The organism is Bartonella sp. DGB2 (assembly GCF_046843095.1).
Lineage (GTDB): Bacteria > Pseudomonadota > Alphaproteobacteria > Rhizobiales > Rhizobiaceae > Bartonella.
Genome location: NZ_CP177329.1, coordinates 372825 through 392845 on the forward strand (window position 1 = coordinate 372825; position 20021 = coordinate 392845).

Sequence of the window (20021 nt, forward strand, 5' to 3'; positions counted from 1 at the left end):
CAAAAGTAGAGTTAAGGGTCTATGGTAGAAAAAAATAATATTATCCGCGCTGTAAATTGGAATCGGATTGAGGATGAAAAAGATCTAGAGGTATGGAATCGTCTGACCGGGAATTTTTGGTTGCCGGAAAAGGTGCCCCTTTCTAATGATATTCCCTCTTGGGCAAGCTTAACTCAAGAAGAACAACAGCTGACGATTCGGGTTTTTACGGGACTAACTTTGCTTGATACGGTACAAAATACCGTTGGAGCGATTTCTATGATGGCTGATGCGATTACTGACCACGAAGAGGCTGTATTAACCAATATGGCCTTTATGGAGGCGGTACACGCTCGTTCTTATTCTTCAATTTTTTCTACTCTTTGTTTGACACCCGATGTGGATGATGCATTCCGCTGGTCGGAAGAAAACTCTCATTTGCAAAAGAAGGCGTCATTGATTTTAGAGCGTTATAAGGCTGATGATCCTTATAAGAAAAAGGTTGCTTCAGTCTTTTTAGAAAGTTTTTTATTCTATTCGGGCTTTTATCTACCTATGTATTGGTCAAGTCGTGCTAAATTAACCAATACGGCCGATCTTATTCGTCTGATTATTCGCGATGAAGCTGTGCACGGCTATTATATTGGCTATAAATTTCAAGTTGCTTATAATAAAATGAATGATAGTGAAAAGGCAGCAATTAAAGATTTTACTTTTCAGATGATGTATGATCTTTATGAAGTGGAAAGCAAATATAGTGAAGAACTTTATGATGGAGTAGGGCTGACAGAAGATGTGAAAAGTTTTCTTCATTATAATGCCAATAAGGCCTTGATGAATTTGGGTTTTGAAGCTCTTTTCCCACCAGAAGTGTGCCGGGTTAATCCGGCGATTTTAGCATCTCTTTCTCCTAACTCTGATGAAAACCACGATTTCTTTTCAGGATCTGGCTCTTCTTATGTGATTGGAAAAGCGGTTGCTACCCAAGACGAGGACTGGGAATTTTAGTCCTTTTATGATAAGCTTATTGAAAGAGGATTGCACGCGGTATACGATTGAGATCCGGACGAACCTCAAGGCATCTAAACCCTTGTTGAGCGAAAATAGCTCGCACATCGTCTTCTTGCCCTTGGCCGATTTCTATAGCAATCAGACCTTGAACTTTGAGATAGGGGCGGCTTTGTTTGGCCAAAATGCGGTAAAAATGAAGCCCATCCTTACCACCATCTAAAGCGCGTATTGGGTCATAATCACGCACTTCGGGCATCAGGTGTGGGATTTGATCATGTGGTATATAGGGTGGATTAGAAATGATGAGATCAAATGACCCTTTGACACGTTCAAAACAATCGCTCAACCGGGGGATAAAACGGCGCTCTACGCCAGCGGCTACAGCATTTTGATACGCAAGGCGCAGGGCATTTTCGCTAATATCCACGGCTAGGGCTTGAGCGTTTTTAAAAAGGCTTAAAAGCGAGATAGCAATGGCGCCGCTACCCGTCCCTATGTCAAGTAGAGTAAGAGGAGCCTCGTTTTGCAGAAAAAATCGCTCTTGCGCTAAATCGACTAAAATTTCGGTATCAGGGCGAGGGTCTAATGTGTCTTTATTGAGAGCGAGCCTATGACCATAAAATTCGCGCGCTCCGATAAGGCGATAGATAGGCACGCCTTGACGGCGAAGCATGAGGGCGTTTTCAAGCTTGCGCTGCGCTTCTTTTGGGAGGAGCACATCAGGGCGCAAAAGGACATCAATCGGGCGTTTTTGGCTGACCCATTCAACTAAGATTTTGGCCTCAATAACCGCCTCTTTCATGCCTGCTTCTTCAAGGAAACGACGGGCGTAGTGGTGGGCAGCTCTTAGGGAAAGGGCGCCTGGCTCCGTTGAGAGGGAATTCATGCATTTTCTCCCATTTCGGCCAGTAAAGCTGATTGTTGGTCAGCGATAAGAGCCGAGATAAGCTCATTTAATTCACCTTCAATCACGCGGTCGAGCTTATAGAGAGTGAGGTTGATTCTGTGATCAGTTACTCGCCCCTGCGGGAAATTATAGGTGCGGATTCGTTCGGAGCGATCTCCGGACCCCACTTGATTTTTGCGGGAGGCAGAGCGGGCCTCATTAGCTTTTTGGCGCTCTATATCAAAGAGGCGCGCTCTTAGAATTTGCATGGCACGGGCGCGGTTTTGGTGTTGAGATTTTTCTGCTTGCACCACCATAATGCCAGTAGGGATATGGGTAATACGAACAGCAGAATCGGTTGTGTTTACGTGCTGCCCGCCTGCACCTGAAGCGCGCATTGTGTCAATTCGAATGTCTTCATTGCGGATTTCAATGTCGATTTCTTCAGCTTCGGGTAAGACGGCTACTGTAGCGGCTGATGTATGGATGCGGCCGCTGGTTTCTGTTTCTGGTACTCTTTGCACGCGATGAACGCCGGATTCAAATTTGAGATGAGCAAAAACTCCTTTACCACTAATAGTAGCGATAATTTCTTTAAAGCCGCCAGCATCACCCTCGCTCATCGACATTACTTCAAGCCGCCAGCCCTGCGCACTAGCATAGCGTTCATACATGCGAAAAAGATCGCCTGCAAAGAGGGCCGCTTCAAGTCCGCCAGTTCCAGCACGAATTTCAAGAATGGCATTTTTATTATCGGCTGCATCTTTGGGTAGAAGTAAGATTTGAACCTCTGCTTCTAGGGTAGTAATTTTTTCACGTAACGGGGGGATTTCTGCTTCGGCAAGGGCCTGCATCTCGCGGTCAAGCGCGGCATCAGTCCGCATGGATTCGAGTTCAATCAATTCTTTATGGAGAGCGTTAAGGCGGCGAATGGGCCCTACAATGGGCTGTAGATCTGCATATTCTGAAGCCAGTTTTACGTAAGTATCGGCGTCAGGATTGGTGGCCATTTGGCTTTCGATCATTAAAAAGCGTTTTTCCAATTGTTCCATACGGGCATGAGGTAAAGCAACCATGATTAAGCCTCTATGTTTGGCCGAATAGCCGTTTGTGTTAAGGGCAGGTGGGGTATTTTACGCGCACAGGCATTTAAAGCTTTTACTACGGCTTTAGATCTGCTTTTTTCCGTAAAGTTCAAATCGGTGATAGACAATATCATATCCCAAGGAATGGGCGATTTCCTGCTGCAATTTTTCAATTAAATCGGAGCGGAATTCAATGATCTCGCCGCTATCAATATCAATTAAATGATCATGATGTTGGTGACTTGCTTGCTCAAAGCGTGAGGGCCCCCCGTTAAAAGCATGGCGATGAATGGTACCGCTTTCTTCTAAAACTTTCATTGTACGATAAACAGTGGAAAGCGAAATTGTATTATCCACGGCATTAGCTTTTTGAAAAATTTCAAAAGCGTTAGGATGCTCATGGGCATTGGCCAAAATGTCCAAAATCAAACGGCGTTGCCGGGTGATTCTAAGACCATTATCACGCAGGATTTTTTCATAATTGGTTTTTTCGATCATATGTAATTATACGGTAAATAGCCAACATCTGACAAGAGCCAAGCCTTTACAAAAGGGAGCCCTTGTATAGTAAGCGCTTGAATAGCGGTGGAGCGATTCGTCTCTTTCTTTTTTACGGGCGGGTGAACGCACCGTGGCAATGTTTGAATTTTTTGCCAGACCCACAAGGGCAAGGAGTGTTGCGCCCTACTTTGCCCCAGTTATCGAAAGGAGGGGTCGCGGGTGCATTAGGTTGTGTATCATTGCTTTGCCGTCCCATAATAGGCTCTGGGTTGGGGTGCTCGGCATGCATTTTAGGGGGAGAGGGCGTGGAAGGTTGTTGTAAAAGCTCAAACCGCATGAGTTTTGAAATAACCGCACGGCGTAGATTGTGCAACATGGCCTGAAAAAGCTCAAACGATTCAGTTTTATATTCGTTGAGTGGGTCGCGTTGTCCGTAGCCACGAAAGCCTACCACTGAGCGTAGATGATCAAGATTGACGAGGTGGTCGCGCCAGAGTTGGTCTATTGTTTCAAGTAGCATAGCCTTTCGGAAATAAGCCATAATCTCTGATCCATAGCGTGTTTCCCTTTCTTCAGCTAGATTTTTGAGCGCTGTGATGAGGCGGGCAAGGATCTCTTTTTCATCAACCTCTTCTTCTTGAGACCATTCATCCACGGGTGTATCAAGGTTAAAAAGCGATTGCACTTCTTCCTGTAAACCAGCTGTGTTCCATTTTTCCTTATAACTATGGGCGGGTATATGGTATGCTACAAGATCCTCCACGGTTTCAAGCAACATTTCATCAGTTATTTCGCGCAGGTCTTCAGCATCAATGACTTCCATCCTCTGCTCGAAGATAACTTTTCGCTGGTTGTTCATAACATCATCATATTTTAAGAGATTTTTGCGGATTTCAAAATTGCGCGCCTCTACCTTTTTTTGGGCTTTTTCAAGCGCCTTATTGATCCAAGGGTGGATGATTGCTTCGTTTTCTTTTAAGCCTAATTTTTGTAGCATCATATCCATGCGTTCAGAGCCAAAAATGCGCATAAGATCATCTTGGAGCGATAGATAGAATTTAGAGCGCCCAGGGTCGCCTTGCCGCCCAGAGCGGCCACGTAGTTGATTATCTATCCGCCGGCTCTCGTGACGCTCGGTGGCTAAGACATAAAGGCCGCCTGCTGCAAGGGCTTGCTCTTTAAGTCGCGCGACGTCAGCTTTGATCGCCGCAATTTTTTGCTCACGCTCTAATCCTTCAGGTACATCGTGTAACTCTTGGCGGATGCGCATTTCTACATTGCCGCCTAATTGAATATCAGTGCCGCGGCCAGCCATATTTGTAGCAATTGTTAAAGCGCCTGGTACACCGGCTTGGGCGATAATATAAGCCTCTTGTTCGTGATAGCGAGCGTTGAGAACCTGAAAGTTTTTAATGCCTTCACGGCGTAAAAGATCAGCTAATTGCTCAGATTTTTCAATAGATGTTGTACCTACCAAAACTGGCTGGCCCTTTTCTTGGGCTGCGCGAATATCTTGGACAATTGCCCGGTATTTTTCCTCAGCGGTTCGGTAAATTTCATCGTCTTCATCGCGACGCTGAACGGGAAGATTTGTTGGTATTTCAATTACATCTAAATTATAAATATTGGCAAATTCTTCAGCTTCGGTGGAGGCGGTGCCTGTCATCCCTGCTAATTTTTTATACATGCGAAAATAGTTTTGGAAAGTGATAGATGCCAAAGTTTGGTTTTCGGGCTGAATAGTAACATGTTCTTTGGCTTCTAGGGCTTGGTGTAGCCCTTCCGAGTAGCGCCGCCCAGGCATCATCCGTCCAGTGAATTCATCAATGATGACGATTTCATCTTTACGTACGATATAGTCTTTATCGCGTGCAAAAAGCTTGTGGGCTTTAAGGGCGTTATTAACATGATGGACGATAGCTACGTTTTCAATATCATAAAGCCCCTCTCCTTTTAGGTGGCCAGCATCGTTTAAAAGTTTTTCAATTTTTTCTGTGCCCTCTTCGGTAAAGGTGGTAGTCTTTTGCTTTTCATCAATTTCGTAATCTTCAGGTGTCAAAAGCGGGATAAAATTATCAATAAGTGTGTAAAAATCACTTCTATCTTCAAGCGGGCCAGAAATAATCAGCGGAGTGCGCGCTTCGTCGATCAAGATAGAATCTACTTCATCGACGATAGCATAATGGTGCCCACGCTGTACCATTTGTTGGCGGTCAAAGGTCATATTGTCGCGTAGATAATCAAAGCCAAGCTCATTATTTGTGGCATAAGTAATATCACAGGCATAGGCTGCACGGCGTGCGTCATTATCCATATCATGTACAATGACGCCGGTGCTAAGCCCAAGAAAACTATAGATCCGACCCATGGTTTCAGCATCGCGACTAGCTAAGTAATCATTGACCGTAACTACATGAACTCCTTTACCCTCTAGTGCGTTAAGATAAACTGGTAGAGTGGCTGTTAAAGTTTTTCCCTCACCGGTGCGCATTTCTGCAATAGCGCGCTCATGCAGAACCATACCGCCAATCAATTGGACATCAAAAAGGCGCATGTCATAGATTCGCTTGGTAGCTTCTCTGACTGTAGCAAAGGCTTCCGGTAATAACGAATCTAAGCTTTCTCCTTGAGTGAGGCGGGTGCGAAAGGCAGTGGTTTTTTGTTGCAATTCTGCATCACTCAGTTGAGAAAATGCTTCTTCCAAAGCATTTGTTTGCAGAAGTTTTGGGTGTAATGACTTCACCCGCCGCTCGTGGGATGAACCGAATAATTTACGCGCAAGACCGCCTAAGCTGACCATTTCGGGCCTTTCTTTGATTTTTGACCATCGGGTATTTCGCTATTATCCCTAGGCTTTAGCATTTTATGCTTTGTCTATGCAACCAGTCAGGCATAATTATGCATTGCCTTGCTTATTTACCGTGACAAAGCCATTATCTTTTCTTAAATCCCTAATGAGATAAGTGTTTCCCTTTATAGTTTCAATATCCTAAGAAGGGGGCGCAAAGCTAAATGAGGAAAGGAAGCCTTACTAGATAGGAAGGAGATACTTTAAAAAGCTCTACAGTCTTTTCATAGAAACGTGATATAGAGCAGTATAATCTTTACCTTATTAATGTGCGACCATATGGTTAAGTGATCAAACTCAAGGAGTCTTTATAATGAAATTGAGATTAAAGATGTTGCTTTTTGTGCCGGCTTTATGCTTGATAGCTAGCGCTGGAATAGCAAGTCAAGAAATATCTAAACCTGCGGCCCCTGATTTTAATGCGCTTCAAACTGCCGCATCAAAACCTGCTGATTCCGATGCAGTGATGGCCGTGGTAGATGGCAAAGCTTTAACAGCTGGTCAGTTGGATGAAATTGCTCAAGACATGGATCCAAATCTTGCGCGTTTGCCTGTTGAGCAACGCCGTCTTACGGTTCTAAAGATTTATCTTGATATGCAGGCTTTAGCACATGCCGCTTTACAAGATGGACTTGATAAAACGCCTGCTTATGAAAAGCGTATGGCGCTCATGCGTAACAATGTTTTGCAGCAAATTTATTTTCAAAATATGATTGTAGACAAAATTAGCGACGCCGATATCAAAGCCCGTTACGATAAAGAAATGGCAGCTTTACCAAAAGAAGAAGAAGTTCATGCACGTCATATTTTGGTGAAGACCAAAAAAGAAGCGGAAGATATTATTAAGCGCCTTGATAAAGGCGAAAATTTTGAAGACATCGCTAAAAAAAGCTCTACCGATGGTTCTGCTGCTGTGGGGGGCGACCTTGGTTATTTTAGCCGTGGGCAAATGGTCAAGCCTTTTGAAGATGCTGCTTTTGCTCTCAAAAAAGGCGGTTATACAAAGATACCCGTAGAAAGTCCTTTTGGTTGGCATGTGATTAAGGTGGAAGATCGACGCCAAAAGCCTTTGCCTGCTTTTGCTGATGTGAAAGAAGTGTTGCGGAATATGATTGCCCGGGAGCGCTATGGCGAGGTCAGTAAGGATTTGCGGGCCAAATTAAGTATCACGTATCCTGATCCTAAGGTGGGAGCGCTTCTTGATGCCCAAGATGCCCAAGATGATAGCCTTCCAGGAGAACATCTTCAAGATGAAGATCAGGACTAAAGTCTTTATTGGTTTGCTTGTTATATAGGGTGTTGGCCCTGCCTATTTCATAAACGTGGCGTTGTAGATAGTTTTGCGTTTTAATAGGCGGGGCCGTTTTGAAATGAAAAATGAAAGGTTTTATCATGAATAAGGCCGTATCGCCTTTGGCGCCAAAAATAACGCCTCAGTTAGAACCTATGCAGGGCGTGCGGATTTCTACTGGTAGAGCTTGTATAAAATATCCTAACCGCCTTGACGTGGCGCTTGTGCTGTTTGATACGCCCGCTACGGTTGCGGGTGTTTTTACCCGTTCACGTTGTCCATCGGCGCCTGTAGATTGGTGCCGTACGGCTTTGCCTTATGGCAAGGCCCGAGCCCTATTGGTGAATTCGGGAAATGCCAATGCTTTTACTGGAAAAGCAGGCCAAGAAACTTCGGCCGCTTTAGTAGGGGCTATAAAGGATTCGCTAGCGTGCCAAGAGCAAGAGATTTTTTTGGCCTCTACAGGGGTGATTGGTGAGCCCTTAGACCCAGCGCCTATTGCGGGGCTTTTACCAGAAATGTCGGCCAATGCGCAGGTGGGGTATTGGTTGGATATGGCGCAGGCTATGATGACCACTGATACGTTTCCTAAATTGGCGCGGCGTGTTTGGGAAACCAATGGCGTCTCTTATACCATTCAAGGCCTTGCCAAGGGGGCAGGGATGATTGCTCCTGATATGGCGACTACATTGGCTTTTGTTTTTACCGATGTGGCGATGACTCCCGCGCTTTTGCAAGATGCGCTAGGGATAGCTGTAGGCTCTACCTTTAATGCGATTACTGTGGATAGTGATACGTCAACCTCGGATACGATTCTGCTTTTTGCAACGGGAGCTGGCGCGCCTATTAAGGCAGCTGACGATCCACTTTATCAGTCTTTTTGTGAAGAGTTACGTGCTTTACTACATGATTTAGCGCTACAAGTTGTGTGTGATGGCGAGGGCGCGCGTCATTTGATTGAGATCGCAGTGGAAGGCGCTAAAAACGATGAAGATGCGAAAATTGTTGCCCGTTCTATTGCTAATTCGCCGCTTGTTAAAACTGCAATTGCCGGTGAAGATGCTAATTGGGGGCGAGTGGTTATGGCAGTAGGCAAAGCTGGCGTCGCGGCTGATCGTGACCGGCTTTCCATTTGGTTTGGCCCGTATCGTTTGGCATTTCAAGGGCTACGCGATCCAGCCTATCATGAAGATTTGGTTTCATCCTATATGAAGCAGGATCATATTATGATTCGTGTCGATATGGGCTTGGGTTTGGGGCGAGCAAAAATGTGGTCGTGTGACTTAACTAAGGATTATGTAGCGATTAACGGTGATTATCGAAGTTAGTCAGTGGCATGTATAGGAACGGGGAATAAGCCTTTTGGCTTGCGGTGAGTAGTAGAATGGTGGCGGAGAAACCTTTATTATTGGTTGTGGCCTGTGCCTTGTTAGATACACAAGGACGGGTGCTTTTAAACCAGAGGCCGGAGGGAAAAAGTCTGGCTGGTTTATGGGAGTTTCCAGGCGGTAAAGTAGAAGCGGGAGAGACACCTGAAATGGCGCTTGTTCGTGAATTAGTAGAAGAATTAGGGATTGAGGTTGCAGCTTCCGATCTTATTCCACTTAGTTTTACAAGCCACGCTTATAGTAATTTTCACCTTCTTATGCCGCTTTATGTATGTCACCGCTATGAAGGCGCTTTGCATGGTCTTGAGGGGCAGGCCATTCAATGGGTGGCATGGGATGCCCTTGAAACTTATCCTATGCCGCCTGCCGACCTACCTTTGCTACCTTTGTTACAGGCGTTTTGCATGCGCCACAAAAGGGATGAGGGATAGATATTTAACGAAAGCGTTGCGATTTGCTTTATCCTGAGGATAAAAAGTTAGATCAGAGCCATATCGTTGCGGTGTATCATAGCAGCGCGCGGTGGATAGCCTAAGATGGGTGCGATCTCAGCACTTTTACAGCCTATAATTTTTTTGGCATCTTCATGGTGATAATTGCTAAGCCCGCGGCCGATTTCTTGTCCATTAGGGGCGATAATGGCCACCGTATCTCCGCGTTTGAATTGGCCTTCCACAGCCACTACGCCTACCGCTAAAAGCGATTTTCCTAGCCGTAGAGCCTTCAGCGCACCGGAGTCGATAACAAGGCGTCCAGCTGGGGCGAGATTTCCAGAAATCCACGTTTTCCAAGCGCTGCCTGCTTGGCGAGCGGGGGCAAAAAAACTTGCCCTTTCCCCTTGCATCAGGGCGCGTAATGGGTGCTCTCTTTGTCCGGAAGTGATAATCATTGCAACTCCGGCTGCAGTGACGATTTTGCCTGCATCTAATTTGGTTTTCATACCCCCGCGCGCGAACTCAGAAGCGCTCCCTCCCGCCATTTGTTCAATATCGGCAGTAATGGATTCAATATAGGGGATAAAGCGGGCATTTTTATCAAGGTGGGGTGCAGCGCTATAGAGGCCATCAATGTCAGAAAGTAAAATGAGGAGGTCAGCTTCCACCATAGTAGCTACTCGTGCTGCTAACCGGTCATTATCGCCATAGCGTATTTCGCTGGTAGCTACTGTGTCATTTTCATTGATCACAGGAATGGCTCCAAAGTTGATCAGGGTATTTATAGTAGCGCGGGCGTTAAGATAGCGGCGGCGCTCTTCTGTATCGGCAAGGGTGAGTAAAATTTGGCCCACAGGGCGACTCAATGGCAAAAGCGCATCATTATAGGCTTTAGCAAGAGCAATTTGTCCTAAGGCCGCACAAGCTTGGCTTTGTTCAAGCTTTAAAGGCCCTTTGGGTAATCCTTGGATGGTGCGCCCCAGAGCAATGGCTCCAGAGGAGACGAGCAAAATCTCGACTCCCTTATGAAGAAGGGCGGCAATATCTTCTATTAAGCTTTTTAGCCAAGTTTGCTTTAAGCCGTTTTGAGGATGCACCAAAAGGGCTGAGCCGATTTTTATAACAATTCGCCGATAGGCATATAGATCATGCTGAGTTTGGTTCATGATATGCTTGTTCTTTTTGTGATGAGGTGTTTGAGGCGGTCAGCTGTACTTCTGCTGTAGTGGCTTGGTTTTCTTTTTGGCGCGCTTCTTCCACTACTTTGAAAAGGGCGCGTAGCGCTACTTTGAGCCCTTCATGGCTTATTGCGGATAAAAGAAGGACAGGGCGGCCGGTGGCCTGTTCGAGGGCGCGTTTTTTCTCTTGGCGGCTTTTTTCATCCAGTGTATCGATTTGGCTAAGCGCAATGATTTCTGGCTTTTCGCAAAGCCCATGTCCATAGGCGCTAAGCTCTGTGCGGATAATGCGATAAGCCGCCGCGACGTCTACTTCTTGAGCAGAAATCAAATGGAGTAAAACTTGGCAACGTTCAACATGCCCTAAAAAGCGATCACCAATACCTACCCCTTTATGAGCGCCTTCAATAAGGCCAGGAATGTCAGCCAGAACAAATTCTTTGCCATCAATATGCGCTACCCCCAAATTAGGGTGGAGCGTGGTGAATGGATAGTGGGCAATTTTTGGTTTCGCGGCAGTTACGGCAGCAAGAAATGTAGATTTACCGGCATTAGGTAAGCCCACGAGGCCAGCATCAGCAATTAATTTAAGGCGAAGCCAAATAGCTCTGCTTTCACCTTCAAGACCGGGGTTGGCGCGGCGTGGGGCGCGGTTGGTAGAGGTGGTAAAGTGTAAATTACCAAAGCCACCATTCCCTCCTTTAGCCAAGCGAAATCTTTGCCCTACTTTTGTAAGGTCGCAGATTAAGGTTTGGTTATCTTCTTCGTAGACTTGTGTGCCGACTGGTACCAAAAGGGTAGCATCAGTACCCTTGCCGCCAGTACGATTGCGTCCCATACCGTGCATACCTGTTTTAGCATGAAAATGTTGTTTATAGCGATAATCAATAAGTGTATTAAGTCCATTAACAACTTCTATCCATACATCTCCACCACGACCGCCATCGCCACCATCGGGGCCACCAAATTCTAGAAATTTTTCGCGGCGAAATGATACTGCACCCGCGCCGCCATCGCCTGAACGTATATAGATTTTTGCTTGGTCAAGAAATTTCATAAAGGGCTCACTATCTTTCTGTAAGGTATGATGAAGTAGGTAGGGTTTAGCTCTTTATCCCTTAAAATGACGGGCTAGCAGATAAAGCTCTACAGATTCCGCGCGGCTCGCAGGGGGCTTGACATGGTGTACGCTTTTGAAATTTTGCTTCAAACGTGTCAGTACGCTGTTTTCAGCACCGCCTTGGAAAGTTTTGGTTAAGAAATGGCCCCCAGGTTTTAAAACAGAAATAGCAAAGTCAGTGGCTACTTCGCATAGATAAATGGTGCGCAAATGGTCGGTTTGGCGGTGACCTGTGGTAGGAGCTGCCATATCAGAAAGTACGATATCTGGCCGAGTTCCTAAAGCGTTTATCAGCTGTTCAGGCGCGGCTGGATCAAGAAAATCCATCTCTAGCATAATAACGCCTGCTAAAGAGTCGGTGGGAAGATAGTCAATCCCTACAACGGTGGGGCGTTCGTCATCTGATCCAGAGATTTGCGCCGCTACTTGGCACCAACCGCCAGGTGCTGCGCCTAGATCGATGATTTTTTGCCCTTTTTTCAACAAATGGTAGCGTTCATTGATCTCGAGCAATTTATAAGCAGCGCGTGAGCGATACCCATCAATTTTTGATTGATGTACATAAGGGTCGTTTAGGTGACGTTCCAGCCAGCGACGTGATGAGGCTTTGATTGTGCCTGCTTTTTTCTTAACACGTGTATGAAGTACATGGGTGCCCGCCCCACCGCGCCCGCCTGCATTTATACTCAGGGCCTTCTTTACGGAAGCGCGCACTAACATTTTATTGGTTTTTTTCATGGTTTTAGATCCTAAAGCATAGTTGATAGCGCTTTTTTCTAATGGGTGGGGGGCGAATGGATGTATTTATGACTTATGTTACGCCGGTGCCGCCAAGCGCCATCTCTTGACATAAGGTCAAGTAATATACCTTCGCGTAAGCCACGATCAGCCACCCGTAGCCATTCGCTGGGCCAAACTTCGCGTATCGCTTCCAGAATAGCACAGCCTGCAAGGACAAGGTCGGCGCGGTCTCGACCAATGCAAGGGTTAGCGATGCGCTGGTTTAAATCCCATGACAGGAGGCGGTTGGTCGTTTCACTCACTTCTTCACTACTCATCCATATTCCATCAACCTTACGGCGATCATAGCGGGTTAGTTCAAGATGAAGGCCAGCTAAGGTAGTGATGGTGCCTGATGTACCTAAAAGATAAAAATGAGGCTCGTTGGCTAAAGTTCCTAATTTATAGCGATCGTTAAAACTAGCGAGGAGTCCCCGTACATGAGCCTTCATTTTTTCAAAACCCTCAAGGTCAATAGGCGTACTTTCAAACCGTTCTGTTAAAGTGACAACGCCTACTGGTAGGGAGGTCCAGGCAGTGATATGCTCTGCCAAGCGCGGCGATCGCTTTTTTGAGATATCAATGAGGGCGATTTCAGAAGAACCACCACCAATGTCGAAAACCACAATTGCATTAGCATTATGTTCGATTAAGCTTCCACAACCAGAAACCGCTAGTTGCGCTTCTGTTTTGCGGTCAACAATTTCAAGGGTGAGGCCTGTTTCGCGACGAACACGTTGTATGAATTGTAGGCCGTTTTCTGCGCTACGACAGGCTTCGGTAGCTACGAGCCGTAGCCTTCGAATGGGCTTTTGATGTAGCTTATCGCTACAGATCTTTAAGGCATCAATGGTGCGGTTCATAGCATTTTGTTGTAGGAGCCCACTATGGGTTAGTCCTTCACCTAATCGTACAATACGTGAAAACCCATCAATAACTCGGAAGTGCCCAGGCCTAGTAGGTGTGGCAATCAAAAGGCGACAATTATTAGTTCCTAGGTCTAGCGCTGCGTAAAGTGGTTTTGTTTTTGCTTTTCGTGGCTTTGCGCGCAGAGTCCGGTCAGGATTTGCACATGCTTTTTCTATTTGGTTTGTTGCTTCACATGGAGGCGTGTTAAAATCCGCCTGCCAAGTAGGGCTGGTTTGCTTATTTGGAGGCTGGACAAAGTGTGGCGGTTGCGCCTGTGTGTTTGATGTCCTTTGTTTTACATTTTGCACACTATGTTCGCCACAATTGCCATTTCCTCCCCGTCTTGGCTTTGAGAAGCCTTTATTTAACGGAGTCATCATTCTATCCTTCAAGCGCATAAGCTATTTATTCGCGCGCTTTATCCATTGCTCTGAATGTATCAGCCTTAGGCAAAATTACCAAGTGCCAATTTGTTGCATTAATTGAGCCTGTTTTTTCTGTTAGAGGTGAGGGTGAGCCTCTTTGGATAATGAGTATAATTTAATTATTTTATAAATTTTAAATATATTTTTTTATTAAATTATGTATTTTTATATTTATATTGTCCATAATAAAGACAACGCTAGATTAAAATTTTTTTATGTTATAAAATAGATAATTTAAATAATTTAAATTAATAATATATTTATTAATTAGTTATTTATGATTTTTTTAAAATATGCCGTTCAATTTATAGTGACCCTATTTACCTTTTAGATATTTTGGTATATTTTTAGACTATTAGAGTGACTGGGGGATTAAGATGGATAAATCTACGTTTACAGCCAATGCTATAAAGCGAAATGGGGTCGCCTCATACATTCAGGAAGAGCGCCATATTTTTGGTAGAAACTTGCGCCGCGCGCGCAAAAAAACTGGCCTTACACAAAAAGATGTTGAAAGAATAACAGGGGTGACGCAAGCGTTTTTGAGTAATATAGAAAAAGGTAAGACTAATAGTAGCCTTGATACAATGGTTATTTTATCTAAAGGATTAAGTGTTCCTATATGGAAATTATTTTTACCTTTTGATGCGCAAGATAATTAATTATTAATTTTATTTATTAAGTGCATTTAAATATATTTGCTATTGAAAATTCAACGAGCCCTAGCACATAGTTTCATGTAGTCAATGTATCTCTCTGTAATTTTAAGCTTTCACTTTTCTAAGCTGTTCTAGAAGAGGCGTACCTCTATAAGCTTTGCACCCGATCAGGGAGTCAAAATTTTATGACGAGGCGTGAAGGACGCATGTCTTGAGCATCTGTGGAGCGCGAATATCGTTTTATGATAATTGATTGGCTTATGCCCCGTATAGGGTGTGTTGGAAATGGCGGTTTATTAAGCAAATAATTCTTAATCTGAAATAAATAACGGGCTTGTCTTTTGATGAAGATCTGATTCATTTGGATTATTTGTATAGATTTTATCTAATATTTTTTTAATTTTTAGAAAATTTCTCTTTATAATTTTCCATTTGCATTCTATTTTTTAGATATGCAATGTATTATAATCAATATTTTTTGAATTGATATAATGCTTTAATGCAAATATAGGAGGGGATTATGCATGGGAAGCGTTTTACGCGTAGAGACTTATTGAAGTTTATTAGCTTAACGGCAAGCACGCCCTTGATTTACCAAGCGGGCGATCAATTGGCTTATGCGCAGGGGGATGGTACCCTGTTTTTGTCTCCGGCACAATCGTCGGGAAACAAAGGCTTTGTGTTTGAAGCTAATGTTGATCAATTTCAAGAACCAGATGGTAGCGTTCTTATGGGGAATGGGTTTGGCGGCACGACAAAATATTTTCGTATCCCATCTATTTGCATTACCTCAAAGGGGACAATTTTAGTTTTTTCTGATGCACGGCACCATTCTGCTTTTGATCAATCTTTTATTGATACCGCGGTTGCGCGAAGCACTGATCAAGGCAAAACATGGCAGAAAAAAATAGCGATCCATAATGATCGTAAAAATAGAAAATATGCGCGTGTTATGGATACTACTTGTTTGGTGGCAGATGTTACAGGGGTCGAAACGATATTCTTATTGGTAGGAAAGTGGAACAATAGTGAAAAAAACTGGGGCTTTATATAATAAAAACGCTCCTGAGCCTGATTGGGCGCCGGTTTTATATAAATCCGTTGATGATGGGGTAACCTTTAACCCTGTACCCCATAATATACGTGAGATTGTGGCTGCTAACGGTACGATTTCTGCTTTGCTCGGCGGTGTAGGAAGTGGCATTCAAGACGAGGATGGGCACTTAATTTTCCCAGTGCAATTGATCCGCAAAGAAGGGGAAGCAGAGAAAGCTAGCGTATCTTTTATTTGGTCTAAGGATGGCGAGATTTGGAATTTACCAAGCGGTTACTGTCCTGGACATGGCATGGAAAATAATATTATTTCTTTTGAGGGGCGTTTGATTAATAACATTCGTAACGTGGGCTGGCGAAGATCTTATCAAACCACTGATTTTGGCAAGACGTGGAGCCTTTTTCTGCCTATGGATTCTAAAGTTAACAATCGGGCTTCGGGGGTGCAGGGATCAACCATTCGTATTCCTGTGGGGGATAAATTTACGGTTGCTCATATATCACCACAAAATAAAAATAATGACTCCACCCGTAGCGATATTACCCTTTATGCTCATAATCTTTATGCTGGGACGGTAAAGCAGATTGCTGATCTCTACCCTAAGGCGGGCAATCCTTTGGGTGCGGGATATTCATGTTTATCGTATCGTAAGATTGAGGGTAAAGAGCATCTTTATGCAGTTTATGAGACTGATGGGAGCATCACCTTTGAGGATGTGACGCGTTATTTACCAGAGATAAAAGACTTTGTTTAAGGCTCTTTGGTAAAGGCTGTTACATTTTGCGCGATTTTCTATGCATTTCTTATCAAGAAAGAAGAAATTTTATGCCTTATATGTTCACAGGAAAAATTTTGACTTCGGATTGAATCTAATCCTTTTAGAGACAAACATATATTTTGTCCTATAAAGATATGATTTTAAGAATAATCTGCTTAATTTTATGAGCGGCTTTGTCTAAATATGGAAGCAATCTAGGAAAATCTAGTCATAAAGCGATTGATCAGCAAGTGTTTTTTGAGAAAAGTTGGAGAACTGTATGCCATTTATTATTTATATTTTTTCTCTATGCGCCTTTGCTATTGGATTTACAGAATTCATTACCATAGGTTTAACTTCAGTTATGGCCACAGACCTTCATACAGATGTAGCAAATATAGGTTTTGCTGTGACTACTTATGATCTTGGAGCCGTGATAGGCGCGCCTATTCTAACTGCTTTAGCTTGGCGATGGACACGGAGGAGACTTATTTTAACAGCGATGCTTATGTTTACTTTAAGTAGTCTCCTTGCAGCTTTTTCAGGGAGTTTAGGATTGCTTCTCGTAGCTCGACTCATTTCTGGTTTGGCGCATGGCGTATTTTTAGCTGTGGCCGCTAGTGTCGCTACGCGTTTAGTTCACCCATCTAAAGCGGGTTCTGCCATGGCTTTAGTCTTTGGTGGAATCACTATCGCAATGTCTTTGGGTGTCCCTTTAGGAACCTGGATTGGTACCATTCTACGCTGGCAATTGGTTTTTCTGGTGATCGCTTTTTGTAGTATCCTCGGCACCTTGGGCATTTACTTCAGGATGCCGTCTTCAGGATGCCGTCTAATGATAAACCAAAAATTGACGATGGTAGCCGCCGATTAAATAAACTTTTTATATTGTTTAATCCGTGGTTGCTAGTAGGGGCTATAGTTCCCATGTTATCCTTTGCCGGATCCTTTGCTCTTTATACGTTTATATCCCCTATATTAATCAACATTACGAACCTATCAGTTGCTATGGCAAGTGGTTTATTGCTTTGCTATGGTGTAGGTGCGGCCGTTGGAAACATAGCCGCAGGTCGGCTTATTGACCAGCGCGGGATGGATCAAATATCTGTATTAATGGTGTCGGGGGTTAGTCTCACCCTGCTATTGAGCGCGTTTTTCTTATCAAGTCCAGTAGCTATGGGCCTTGTCATAGGCATTTTGGGCTTTGCAACATACGGAGCTATCCCTCCGCTCCAATCAAGGATGCTAATGTTGGCTCAGCGCTACGTGCCTGACGCTATCGATATCGCATCAGGAATGAATATAGCTGCATTTAATACAGGGGTTGCTGCTGGCTCCGTTCTTGGAGGGGCTAGCGCTCGCTATGGCGGCCTTTCTATATTGCCTTGGATCAGTGCGGGTATTTCCATACTAGCTTTGACAGCGCTTTTCTTGCAAATAAAATCTAAATCAATGCGCGCTATAAATAAAAAAAATGCTTAAATTTTATTAAATAAAAATCTATTGAGGTATGTTATGGGAGATTTAATAAAGAACAATAGCAATTGTTACTGGGTCTGCGTCAGGCATAGGTTAAGTACTGCATTAAAACTAAAATCGCATGGATGCGGGCTAATATGCACGGATATATCATACGGTGCTACGGATAAGGACTATGATATAGGAACACATGCGTTAAGGTAGATCTTTCTAAGAAAGATTAGGTATTAATTTTTTATATCGTTAAAAAATAATATAGAAAGATAGATATTATTATATAATAAATTGCCTGTCTTTCATATGAGAAAAAAGTTTTTAAATATATATATAAAACTTTATTAATTCTATTATAATAAATTTATTTTATGTATTATTCTTTTATGATATACATGGTTTTTAGAAGTATTGTTAGTATTATCCATGCTGGATTGGAAGAAGGCCTCATTCCAAATATATATTTAAAGACTACAGCGCCTCAAAATCTGCTATTTTATTGCTATCAAAAATAACCGCTAGAAAATATGGAGATTTCAGCATTCTCCCAAACGTCATTTCATCGGCTTGTATTCGAACTTCTATTTATGATGATGTTCATGGCTTGGAGGCGCCGAAGGAGGAAATAACGCCATGAGAAACTTAGTGGCAATATTATTCACACCGTGCGCTTCTACCGATTGTTCGGGCGTTGTAAAAGTTTGGGAACCATCTTGGCTACCCTCGGCTGATTTACCAAAAAAACACATCTTAATTTCCTTTTTGTATAGAAGGGTCCTTTTGTAGGTGGTGAATAAGTCTGTCGATTAATTGACTTTTGCCAACTTTTGCCCAAAGCTCGCGCTCGCTCCAACGCATGTCGGGGGTGCGTTCTGGGTAGGCCTTCTTCAAATAGGCAACCGTCATAAGGTCGGGTGCGGAGGCTGAGACATTGATGCGCTTTATTGCATCTTCAAGCGTATTTACTGAGACGCTCGCTTGTGCATGAAATAGGTTAGATAAAGAATCACTTTGTAGGATCGGTGTCCATAAATGCCCCCCTGTTTTTCTTCCCAGGCAAGCGGCTCCGAAAGCGTCAATAGTAGGAATAGCTCCTCAAGCTCGGTCTCAAAGCTTATTAATCACCGGTGATAGCGATTAGTTTCCGCTATATAGTAGGCTTTACGCTGGGCTTGGGTCTTTTACGTGCAACCAAACAAACGGACCCGCGCGGCGGGTTATTTTGATCCTCGACCATCAGGGGTAGCATTCTTTGCTTCCCCTACTTCCTCTGGGCTCCCTTGGTGTCCGCCTGTTTCTGTTCTCCCATGTACGTCGCTTGCATTTGCGCTGTCCAGCAAGCCTACAGTCTCCCCGCCACCTTTCATATAGATATTGAATTTTGAGGCTATTTTTGACAATATTGCCCCGGGCAAAACAGAACGGTTGGGATATTCAATGGCGCATGGCACACAAAGCGGATCACGCTGCTTTGTATAAAGCATACGTCCCGTCCACAGTGCGCTGTGCAGCTTAAAGCTGCTCACACCGCTAGGGTCTAGTTAAACACGGCCTCAAAATAATCGCCGAGCTCGACGCAAGCCGCGTCTAATGCCGTCAATTGCGTTAAATAAAACCGCGTGTTCTCTAGGCTTCCGCTATAGGCACTACGCGCGATATCGGCGAAAGCCAAGCTATAGAGGGGTTGGGCTGGCGCATGGACTAGGTTTCTTCTGCGAGAAGAGATAATTTACGGGTTACAATGCAATTGAAAAGTCGTGAAGAACGGCTTAAGCAATTATCGCCCATACGTATTTTTAGCCCCAATAAAGTGACGCCGCCAAAGTCGGGATTTTCTGGCAGAAAAATCGTCTTCAAGCCACTCAATTATTAAGGCGCCCAAAGCACTTAATTCAGCAGGTTTTAGCCCGTGGCAAGAAGATGATATCGACAAATATTACCAGCGGTGGCCACTAGGTACCCGCGAGCGCGTGTGGATTGATGTATTGCTATACACTGGTCTTCGACGCGGTGACGCGGTACGGATTGGTTGGAAAGATATCGAAGATGATGTTATCCACTTAAAGACAGAAAAGAGCCAATTTTAAACGGATGTATTTTTTCCTATCTTGCCAGAGCTTTTAGCATTGAAAGCACTTTTTGGATGGAAGGAGGATAAAATGGCATCTCTCTATACAAAGACAGCGGATAGAAAGCGACTCGCTCTAGAGGTCATTAAAAAGTTTCAGAAAGGTACGGGATAG

General features: G+C 44.0%; 20 protein-coding genes and 1 pseudogene. 10 read left to right on the forward strand and 11 right to left on the reverse strand.

The features are described from left to right. Window positions 1-21: 21 nt before the first annotated feature. Complete coding sequence (gene nrdF, locus ACK28X_RS11065) at window positions 22-987, forward strand: class 1b ribonucleoside-diphosphate reductase subunit beta (RefSeq protein ID WP_412059007.1); 966 nt, start codon at window positions 22-24, stop codon at window positions 985-987. A gap of 16 nt (window positions 988-1003) precedes the next feature. On the opposite strand, the gene prmC is transcribed toward nrdF, so the two are convergent. The 4 genes from prmC to secA all read right to left on the reverse strand — a co-directional run bounded on the left by prmC (window position 1004) and on the right by secA (window position 6262). Then, a complete protein-coding gene (prmC, locus tag ACK28X_RS11070; protein WP_412059008.1) occupies window positions 1004-1876 on the reverse strand; it encodes a peptide chain release factor N(5)-glutamine methyltransferase in 873 nt (290 codons plus the stop codon). Further along, the gene (gene prfA, locus ACK28X_RS11075; RefSeq protein ID WP_412059009.1) at window positions 1873-2952 is read right to left on the reverse strand and encodes a peptide chain release factor 1; all 1080 of its coding nucleotides are present in this window, start codon (window positions 2950-2952) and stop codon (window positions 1873-1875) included. Before prfA ends, prmC begins: the two co-directional genes overlap by 4 nt. A gap of 93 nt (window positions 2953-3045) precedes the next feature. Continuing rightward, the gene (locus tag ACK28X_RS11080; RefSeq protein WP_412059010.1) at window positions 3046-3459 is read right to left on the reverse strand and encodes a Fur family transcriptional regulator; all 414 of its coding nucleotides are present in this window, start codon (window positions 3457-3459) and stop codon (window positions 3046-3048) included. A 112-nt stretch (window positions 3460-3571) separates the two neighbouring features. After that, a complete protein-coding gene (secA, locus tag ACK28X_RS11085) occupies window positions 3572-6262 on the reverse strand; it encodes a preprotein translocase subunit SecA (RefSeq protein WP_412059011.1) in 2691 nt (896 codons plus the stop codon). 361 nt (window positions 6263-6623) lie between these two features. On the opposite strand from secA, the gene ACK28X_RS11090 reads away from it, so the two are divergent. From ACK28X_RS11090 to mutT, 3 genes are all read left to right on the forward strand, one after another. Continuing rightward, window positions 6624-7577: a peptidylprolyl isomerase gene (locus ACK28X_RS11090; RefSeq protein ID WP_412059012.1), complete on the forward strand. Its 954-nt coding sequence runs from the start codon at window positions 6624-6626 to the stop codon at window positions 7575-7577. Between the two features lie 125 nt (window positions 7578-7702). Then, entirely contained in the window at window positions 7703-8929 is a 1227-nt protein-coding gene (argJ, locus tag ACK28X_RS11095; protein ID WP_412059013.1) for a bifunctional glutamate N-acetyltransferase/amino-acid acetyltransferase ArgJ, read from the forward strand. Between the two features lie 56 nt (window positions 8930-8985). Next, complete coding sequence (gene mutT, locus ACK28X_RS11100) at window positions 8986-9420, forward strand: 8-oxo-dGTP diphosphatase MutT (protein WP_412059014.1); 435 nt, start codon at window positions 8986-8988, stop codon at window positions 9418-9420. 47 nt (window positions 9421-9467) lie between these two features. Here mutT and proB read toward each other — a convergent pair whose 3' ends face one another. The 4 genes from proB to ACK28X_RS11120 are packed head-to-tail and all read right to left on the reverse strand — an operon-like array spanning window position 9468 to window position 13787. After that, complete coding sequence (proB, locus tag ACK28X_RS11105) at window positions 9468-10589, reverse strand: glutamate 5-kinase (RefSeq protein WP_412059015.1); 1122 nt, start codon at window positions 10587-10589, stop codon at window positions 9468-9470. Further along, complete coding sequence (gene obgE, locus ACK28X_RS11110; RefSeq protein ID WP_412059016.1) at window positions 10570-11658, reverse strand: GTPase ObgE; 1089 nt, start codon at window positions 11656-11658, stop codon at window positions 10570-10572. Before obgE ends, proB begins: the two co-directional genes overlap by 20 nt. A 54-nt stretch (window positions 11659-11712) precedes the next feature. Continuing rightward, a complete protein-coding gene (locus ACK28X_RS11115; RefSeq protein ID WP_412059131.1) occupies window positions 11713-12441 on the reverse strand; it encodes an RlmE family RNA methyltransferase in 729 nt (242 codons plus the stop codon). 56 nt (window positions 12442-12497) lie between these two features. Next, the gene (locus ACK28X_RS11120) at window positions 12498-13787 is read right to left on the reverse strand and encodes a Ppx/GppA phosphatase family protein (RefSeq protein WP_412059132.1); all 1290 of its coding nucleotides are present in this window, start codon (window positions 13785-13787) and stop codon (window positions 12498-12500) included. A gap of 425 nt (window positions 13788-14212) precedes the next feature. Here ACK28X_RS11120 and ACK28X_RS11125 point away from each other — a divergent pair, with 425 nt between their 5' ends. The 5 genes from ACK28X_RS11125 to ACK28X_RS11145 all read left to right on the forward strand — a co-directional run bounded on the left by ACK28X_RS11125 (window position 14213) and on the right by ACK28X_RS11145 (window position 17787). Next, complete coding sequence (locus ACK28X_RS11125; RefSeq protein ID WP_412059017.1) at window positions 14213-14497, forward strand: helix-turn-helix domain-containing protein; 285 nt, start codon at window positions 14213-14215, stop codon at window positions 14495-14497. 517 nt (window positions 14498-15014) lie between these two features. Beyond that, window positions 15015-15548 (forward strand): sialidase family protein, encoded by a 534-nt coding sequence (locus tag ACK28X_RS11130; protein WP_412059018.1) that lies wholly within the window; start codon window positions 15015-15017, stop codon window positions 15546-15548. Next, window positions 15523-16302: a sialidase family protein gene (locus tag ACK28X_RS11135; RefSeq protein ID WP_412059019.1), complete on the forward strand. Its 780-nt coding sequence runs from the start codon at window positions 15523-15525 to the stop codon at window positions 16300-16302. Before ACK28X_RS11130 ends, ACK28X_RS11135 begins: the two co-directional genes overlap by 26 nt. Before the next feature lie 283 nt (window positions 16303-16585). Beyond that, a complete protein-coding gene (locus ACK28X_RS11140) occupies window positions 16586-17179 on the forward strand; it encodes an MFS transporter (protein WP_412059020.1) in 594 nt (197 codons plus the stop codon). 53 nt (window positions 17180-17232) lie between these two features. Further along, complete coding sequence (locus ACK28X_RS11145; protein WP_412059133.1) at window positions 17233-17787, forward strand: MFS transporter; 555 nt, start codon at window positions 17233-17235, stop codon at window positions 17785-17787. A gap of 572 nt (window positions 17788-18359) precedes the next feature. Here the strand turns inward: ACK28X_RS11145 and ACK28X_RS11150 are convergent. The 3 genes from ACK28X_RS11150 to ACK28X_RS11160 all read right to left on the reverse strand — a co-directional run bounded on the left by ACK28X_RS11150 (window position 18360) and on the right by ACK28X_RS11160 (window position 19644). Further along, window positions 18360-18527: a hypothetical protein gene (locus ACK28X_RS11150; RefSeq protein WP_412059021.1), complete on the reverse strand. Its 168-nt coding sequence runs from the start codon at window positions 18525-18527 to the stop codon at window positions 18360-18362. A 468-nt stretch (window positions 18528-18995) separates the two neighbouring features. Further along, entirely contained in the window at window positions 18996-19304 is a 309-nt protein-coding gene (locus tag ACK28X_RS11155; protein ID WP_412059022.1) for a hypothetical protein, read from the reverse strand. A 175-nt stretch (window positions 19305-19479) separates the two neighbouring features. Next, the gene (locus ACK28X_RS11160) at window positions 19480-19644 is read right to left on the reverse strand and encodes a hypothetical protein (protein WP_412059023.1); all 165 of its coding nucleotides are present in this window, start codon (window positions 19642-19644) and stop codon (window positions 19480-19482) included. Window positions 19645-19646: 2 nt separating this feature from the next. Between ACK28X_RS11160 and ACK28X_RS11165 the strand changes: the two are divergent. Beyond that, a pseudogene (locus ACK28X_RS11165) lies at window positions 19647-20021 on the forward strand (hypothetical protein); the annotation flags it as partial.

Coding starts and splice junctions, on each gene's coding strand:
- nrdF (WP_412059007.1), top strand. CDS start 22: ATGGTAGAAAAAAATAATATTATCCGCGCTGTAAATTGGAATCGGATT.
- prmC (WP_412059008.1), bottom strand. CDS start 1,876: ATGAATTCCCTCTCAACGGAGCCAGGCGCCCTTTCCCTAAGAGCTGCC.
- prfA (WP_412059009.1), bottom strand. CDS start 2,952: ATGGTTGCTTTACCTCATGCCCGTATGGAACAATTGGAAAAACGCTTT.
- ACK28X_RS11080 (WP_412059010.1), bottom strand. CDS start 3,459: ATGATCGAAAAAACCAATTATGAAAAAATCCTGCGTGATAATGGTCTT.
- secA (WP_412059011.1), bottom strand. CDS start 6,262: ATGGTCAGCTTAGGCGGTCTTGCGCGTAAATTATTCGGTTCATCCCAC.
- ACK28X_RS11090 (WP_412059012.1), top strand. CDS start 6,624: ATGAAATTGAGATTAAAGATGTTGCTTTTTGTGCCGGCTTTATGCTTG.
- argJ (WP_412059013.1), top strand. CDS start 7,703: ATGAATAAGGCCGTATCGCCTTTGGCGCCAAAAATAACGCCTCAGTTA.
- mutT (WP_412059014.1), top strand. CDS start 8,986: ATGGTGGCGGAGAAACCTTTATTATTGGTTGTGGCCTGTGCCTTGTTA.
- proB (WP_412059015.1), bottom strand. CDS start 10,589: ATGAACCAAACTCAGCATGATCTATATGCCTATCGGCGAATTGTTATA.
- obgE (WP_412059016.1), bottom strand. CDS start 11,658: ATGAAATTTCTTGACCAAGCAAAAATCTATATACGTTCAGGCGATGGC.
- ACK28X_RS11115 (WP_412059131.1), bottom strand. CDS start 12,441: ATGTTAGTGCGCGCTTCCGTAAAGAAGGCCCTGAGTATAAATGCAGGC.
- ACK28X_RS11120 (WP_412059132.1), bottom strand. CDS start 13,787: ATGACTCCGTTAAATAAAGGCTTCTCAAAGCCAAGACGGGGAGGAAAT.
- ACK28X_RS11125 (WP_412059017.1), top strand. CDS start 14,213: ATGGATAAATCTACGTTTACAGCCAATGCTATAAAGCGAAATGGGGTC.
- ACK28X_RS11130 (WP_412059018.1), top strand. CDS start 15,015: ATGCATGGGAAGCGTTTTACGCGTAGAGACTTATTGAAGTTTATTAGC.
- ACK28X_RS11140 (WP_412059020.1), top strand. CDS start 16,586: ATGCCATTTATTATTTATATTTTTTCTCTATGCGCCTTTGCTATTGGA.
- ACK28X_RS11145 (WP_412059133.1), top strand. CDS start 17,233: ATGTTATCCTTTGCCGGATCCTTTGCTCTTTATACGTTTATATCCCCT.
- ACK28X_RS11150 (WP_412059021.1), bottom strand. CDS start 18,527: ATGTGTTTTTTTGGTAAATCAGCCGAGGGTAGCCAAGATGGTTCCCAA.